The sequence below is a fragment of the Metabacillus niabensis genome (assembly GCF_902829255.1).
In the GTDB taxonomy this organism is placed as follows: Bacteria; Bacillota; Bacilli; order Bacillales; family Bacillaceae; genus Metabacillus; species Metabacillus niabensis.
Map to the genome: position 1 here is coordinate 1 of NZ_CADEPK010000375.1, position 5,983 is coordinate 5,983.

At 32.0% G+C, this 5,983-nt stretch carries 7 protein-coding genes; 4 read left to right on the top strand and 3 right to left on the bottom strand.

The window, feature by feature from the left end; all coding sequences use genetic code 11:
- Nucleotides 1-62: 62 nt before the first annotated feature.
- Nucleotides 63-524: a nucleoside-diphosphate kinase gene (ndk, locus tag HU235_RS21945; protein WP_174881588.1), complete on the bottom strand. Its 462-nt coding sequence runs from the start codon at nucleotides 522-524 to the stop codon at nucleotides 63-65.
- 325 nt (nucleotides 525-849) lie between these two features.
- Between ndk and HU235_RS21950 the strand changes: the two genes are divergently transcribed.
- From HU235_RS21950 to HU235_RS21960, 3 genes are all read left to right on the top strand, one after another.
- A complete protein-coding gene (locus HU235_RS21950; protein WP_233452358.1) occupies nucleotides 850-1,335 on the top strand; it encodes a hypothetical protein in 486 nt (161 codons plus the stop codon).
- Nucleotides 1,336-1,927: 592 nt separating this feature from the next.
- A complete protein-coding gene (locus HU235_RS21955; RefSeq protein WP_174881589.1) occupies nucleotides 1,928-2,281 on the top strand; it encodes a VOC family protein in 354 nt (117 codons plus the stop codon).
- Between the two features lie 121 nt (nucleotides 2,282-2,402).
- Complete coding sequence (locus tag HU235_RS21960) at nucleotides 2,403-2,888, top strand: GNAT family N-acetyltransferase (RefSeq protein WP_174881590.1); 486 nt, start codon at nucleotides 2,403-2,405, stop codon at nucleotides 2,886-2,888.
- 96 nt (nucleotides 2,889-2,984) lie between these two features.
- Here HU235_RS21960 and HU235_RS21965 read toward each other — a convergent pair whose 3' ends face one another.
- Nucleotides 2,985-3,440 carry a hypothetical protein gene (locus tag HU235_RS21965; RefSeq protein WP_174881591.1) on the bottom strand — a complete coding sequence of 152 codons (456 nt, stop codon included), beginning with the start codon at nucleotides 3,438-3,440 and terminating at the stop codon, nucleotides 2,985-2,987.
- A gap of 195 nt (nucleotides 3,441-3,635) precedes the next feature.
- Here HU235_RS21965 and HU235_RS21970 point away from each other — a divergent pair, with 195 nt between their 5' ends.
- Entirely contained in the window at nucleotides 3,636-4,100 is a 465-nt protein-coding gene (locus HU235_RS21970; protein WP_095300165.1) for a DinB family protein, read from the top strand.
- Between the two features lie 451 nt (nucleotides 4,101-4,551).
- On the opposite strand, the gene HU235_RS21975 is transcribed toward HU235_RS21970, so the two are convergent.
- Complete coding sequence (locus HU235_RS21975) at nucleotides 4,552-5,559, bottom strand: DUF3231 family protein (RefSeq protein ID WP_174881592.1); 1,008 nt, start codon at nucleotides 5,557-5,559, stop codon at nucleotides 4,552-4,554.
- Nucleotides 5,560-5,983 lie beyond the last annotated feature (424 nt).

Sequence of the window (5,983 nt, forward strand, 5' to 3'; positions counted from 1 at the left end):
ATATTAATTATTTGTTTTTTGGTAAAACAAGAAAAATACCAGCCGAAAACTGGTATTTACTTTCACATTGATTGCCGATCCTCGTATCGGAAATCATCGTCAGCAATATTTCTTTTGAGGAGACCGAAGAAATTTTCAATTTCACGTTCTGCACTTAGGAGAGAATCTGAACCGTGAATTACATTTTCTGCTTTTGTATTTGCAAAATCTCCACGGATCGTACCAGGTGCCGCTTCCGCTGGGCTTGTCTTTCCAATCATGAGACGTGAAACCTCAATGATATTTTCTCCTTCCCAAACCATCGCAAAAACTGGACCAGACGTAATAAAATCAACTAATTCACCGAAAAATGGCTTGTCTTTATGTTCCGTGTAATGATATTCTGCCTTCGTTCGATTTATTGTCATAAGCTCTGCATTTAATAATGTGAAACCTTTTTGTTCAAATCGTTTTATGATTTCACCAATTAAACCTCGTTTGACCCCGTCAGGCTTTACCATAATAAATGTTCTCTGTAATGCCATGCTATCACCCCATAGTAAAATTTGAATACTGCTGCTGGCCCTTAATAAAAGGTTGTATGATCAATTATGGGGAAAAAGTGCAATTTCCAAACCTATGTCAAAAAAATAACTAGACAAAATGAGTGTCGATAAAATAGAAGCGATATAAAGACTTTGATGCTTTTTTAAAGAGCACAGAGTTGTTAGTTGCACTGGTTTACTGCGGAAGTGTTCTTAAAGTATTCAAAAAAACATTATTATACTTAAACAGATAAATACTAATTTCTTATATTTCTCCTATCTTTGGGAATATTATTCCATATGGATACAAATAGGAGGATACACGATGAAATTTGTAAAGATGAAGTACTCAAAGTCATTATTATTGTTAATGGTTGTTCTCTCTTGGTTAACGTTTCCTTTGTTAGGAAAAGACTCGATTAAAAGATTTTTACCAGCAGGGATATTTATATCTTTAGTCGTTGCAGTAGAGGATGTCATTGCTAGAAAACGAAAATGGTGGTGGTGGTACGAAAAATTGATCCCAAACGTATCAGGGATCGTACCTTTTTTATGGGGTCCGTTCCTTATCGGCTCAATGTGGATATTAAAGCTAACCTATGGTAGGTTTATTTTTTACACAATCATAAACTTTATTGTTGATTCATTCTTTACCTTATTCATGGTTGATTGGTTAAAAAAGCTAGGAATCGCTTCGTTAATTCGCTTACCAAAATACCAATTATCGATGATATTTTTCCTTAAATCATTGCTCCTATATGGATTTCAATATGTAAAGGAAAAAATTCAATATACAAAATTTAGAATGTAAATGCCCTATATCCACAGAAACTCATTATATACTAAGCAAAATATTTTAAAGTTTTTACTTTTATATATTTGAAAAATATGATATATTGCGAATATACGTTCGGTTTATTTGTTAAATTATTTGATTATTAAATTAATGACCAGAAAACGGAAAGTTGCTGTGAGATTTTATGGAAATGTATTAGGAGCAAGGGTTTTTCAAGCTTAATCTTACTGAAAAATGTCTGGAAATCTAGAGTTCGTATTTTTTTAGCAGAGGCAAAAGAATGTACATCTTTGCACAACTAAACAGAAATTCGCTAGGCATGCATTCTGATGCTTTTTCAGTACAATCTTTCCAACTAGTTCACAAATGATTTAGCGATCACACTAAAAGATGCTGAGAAGGCACAAAAATTTTGAAAATCTTTTGCAAGATGAGAAATTATTAATTAGTACAGTTCGTTTCTGCTATCACGCATATCTTTTATTACGCTATCCTATTTATGGGTTAAATATTATGCAGCTAATATAAAATCTTTACCTCTCTGTTATACAGATAGTAGTTAAAAATAGGAATAGTGGAACTCTAAATTTAGAAGGGAGAACTACAAGTGGGAGAAATTGTTGGATTTGAAATAAGTAGTCAGGATCCGGAAAAAGCAATTACATTTTATTCTAATGTTTTTGGGTGGGATATTTATGAACAAAATTGGGATTATTGGGCTATTTCTATTAATAAATATTCAGGAGAAGGTAGCATTAATGCTGGAATAAGTAAAGGTCCTGTTGATTTTCCACACGGTACACGCATGCAAATTAAGGTTGATTCGATTGATGAAGCTATTTCTAAAGCAAAAGAAAATGGGGCTAGGGTAGTAAGAAATAAGATGGAGTTTGATGATTTTTTTCTTGCATATTTGATTGACCCTACGGGAATAGGCTTTGGCCTTATTCAGTCAAAATAACAACAAGAAATAGGACAATTTCATTTGGATCTCAAGTGATATATTCATATTTAACTAGGTTGTTAATTTCCAGGAATAGATGAAATGATATTAGTACCTAATAAGGAGGTGCTGTATTTTTATGGAAAAAGAAGAGTATGTAAAGTTAACACATTTTTCAAATGAACATGTAGAAGCATTAAAATCCTATAAGCTTCCAAGTGAACAGGAACAGTTCACTTCACTACCAAGTAATAGCCTGGAGGTGGCTGATGGTCAATTTCGGATTGTTATTCTGAGTAAGAATGAACCTGTAGGTTTCTTTATTTTACATAGTACGGAAAGAGTTAAGGAGTACTCCGAAAATCCAAATGCAATGCTGTTAACGTCCCTATCTGTTAATCGTGCACATCAAGGCAAAGGATATGCTAAACAAGGAATGCTCTTACTAAAAGACTTTGTTAAAGAGGAATTTCCTCCATGTGATGAAATCGTCTTAGCAGTAAATCATAAAAATGTTCCTGCACAGAAATTGTACACAAAAGTAGGATTTAAAGATACAGGTAAGCGGAAAATTGGACCAATTGGTGAACAGTATATCATGTCATTACCATTTGAGAATAATTAGCGATTATTCGTATGCTTTACTACAATTGAAGAAAAGCAATTTTCTAACGAAAAGAAAAAAGCTTAAAAAAATAAATAGGCTCCCATTAACAAACATTTATTTATTTCCTTTTATTAATCCTAAATCAACTAAGTCTGAACCCATTTTGCTCGTTTTCTTCACTATGATCCAATTTTCCTTAGGTTTATCATAGGACAAATTATATAAGCTGTTCATACCATTTAGCCCTTTCTCTAATATATTTCCTTTCGTTTTTGTTTTATTTAAATAAAATATTGGGCTACAATCAATAAAATGTTGTTTCTGAACTATCCTTCGAGAAATATTTAATAGTGATTTATCTTTCGGCTTAAGGGTCTCCTTTTTGGATAGCACTTCTCGAATGTCGAAGAGTCGATAATTATTCAAGTTAATGTTATGTGTTTTAACAAAGTCTTCAGTAATAGTTTTTATGTACGTTTCTTCCTCTAATGTTAATTTTGCTTGAGCATTTGTCGAGAAAAACGATAAGGAAAACAAAGCTACTAAAAACAATATCGATATTTTTTTCATTTCTACTTCTCCTTTGTTTTCTTTTAGTTTCTCATAAAACAGACAAATTATTACAAATAGCTTTGAGAATCACTTACGGATTTAACAACTATAAGTTTTAATCGTTTTTCATCAAATTGCATAGGCAAACTATCAAACTAACAAGCAATTATTGAATCCTCGAGTTAACAAATGTCGAATAATTAAGGAGTAATTATGTACTACGTAAGTGTCATTCACCAAATTGAAGTAGCAGTAAACACAATTATCAAAATCATCGATAATTTATCAGAAGAAGATTTGCAAAAAAGACCTACGCCTAATAAGCATTCGATCGGTGAATTGCTTGAGCATTTAGTCGTAATTTGTGAAGCTGATTGGCGTATTGCAAATGAGGCGTCTAAAGAAGACATGGAGGATTTTTATTCAGAAGTATCTTATAATTCATTAGAATCAATAAAGGAAGGTTTACTAATAAATTTAAAAGCATTAAAAAGTAATTGTAGGAAACTAACAGAAGAAGAGCTTTTAACCGAAACAACATCCTATTGGGGTTTGACTTATTCAAGATATGAGTGGCTTTTGGAAATATTGGCACACGTTTATCATCACAGGGGGCAATTACATGCGATGCTTGTTCATTGTTATGATCAGGATCCTGGAATTTCTATGTTTGAATAAATTTTCTCCAACAATTATCGTTTATGTTAATGAAAAAAGAGGCATTGTGTTAAACGAATTTCAAAAGAGAACCATCTATTATAGTTTTAAAAGAAAAAAAGGCTCGTTTCAAATATTGCTTCCAAATGCCGGATGTAACTGGAGCAGAAATGAACGTCCAGCCAAAGTACCACAGGTAATCTGGGGTTCTCTTGATAGAGCAGACGTTGAAAATCTCTTGAAAAGTTTGTAGTGAAAGTACGAATGTTTTTAGGGGATCATATCAAGATAAGTTTTACTTACGGGTTTAAAACATAAAATATCTTTGTAAGACAAAAGTTTAACGGAGCAACGTAGGAAACTTAACACGTTACTCCTATTTATTAAATAAGACTCAAACTTTAAAAGGAATAATCTCGAACTTGAAACAGTAGAGACATTTGCGAATTATTAACGGTATTTCCTATATAGGTTACTTTCTTTCCTTTGCTATTTCTTTTCTATTTGGGGCAAGTGGTGGTTGTTCTAACCACTTATTTTGTACCATTAAATCAAACCAATTTTTTGTAACCCTTAGATTATTTAGAATTGTACTTTCATAAGCAGCCACAAGATCTGTCCTCATGGCTGATGCTAAACCTGCTCCATGATAGTTTTGTGCTGCTTGGAACAAGAATCCCATATGATATAGCATAAGCTTATCGGAAAAAGGAGATTCCGTTGATGTTGTCACTTCTGTTTCCCAGGATTTCGGAACTGGTAAATTATCTGTTTGCATAATTTTTGCAAATGTTTTAATTTGACCGTCTGAAGTTTTTTCGACATCAGTTAAAAACTTTCGGACTTCCTTACTTTGAGTGACTTGACTGAATGCGATAGAAAGCGTTTTTGCCATTATACTTTTTTTAAGGTTGAAAGAAATACTAATAATTTCTGTTGCAGCTAATGTTCTACCTTTCCCAAAAAATCCATCTTTGAAATTCTTGCTGGAAACATATTGAGGATTATTAGCTGGATAAAATAATGGATCTCTTTGAAAATTCCCTTTTTCAAGCAATAATTCAATTGTTTGGTGATACATCTTTTTCGCGTCATTATCACATGAATCGTAAAAATACCTTAAGTCTTTTCTAACAGAAACACCTAACGAAGTGCTATGTCCTAGCAATCCATGTAACGTCATTATATGTAAATAATTCAAACAAAATATATCAGAAAACAATCTCGGTTTACCTTTAAAAAGATCGGATTCATTAAATCCAATTGGAGTCGGAAAACCTTCATTTTCGATAAAAGTAGTAATTTGCTGCTTTTGTTTTTCGAATGTTTTAATAGCTTCTTCGAAAAGGATTTTAATTTCCTCGTCCTCTATAATAGTAACCATATATTTATTTACTACATCAGTCATCGTTCCGATAATATACTCACCCCAAAGTGTTCCTATCTCAGATGATGTAAGCTTTATTTTAGTTTCATCCACTCTATCACCTCAATTTCGTTGTTATCTAAGACTGTTGTAACGATTCTTTGTTTTGCTTTCAAACTAAAAACGCAAATATTATGTCATAATCACTGTAGTCCAATATGAAATTTTTTTACTGTCCTTTTACATAACGTCCCAACTAGAAACCTAATCAAAAGTTAATGTATCCAATATCAAATATTCTATGTATTTCTTCTATTGTAGGATTGAAAAATTTTTTTATACTCCTTAGAGTACAAGGTTGTGAGAAGATAAAGGACATTTATCTTAATTTTTATAGACATTTCCATATATATACTGATAGAATAATCTGAAATAAATTAGAGGTGGAATAGAATTGAAAAAAAGATTAGGTTGCTTACATGCCCATTACTCAAATATTGAATATATCGAAAGTGCATTTTCCTCATATGATATGGAA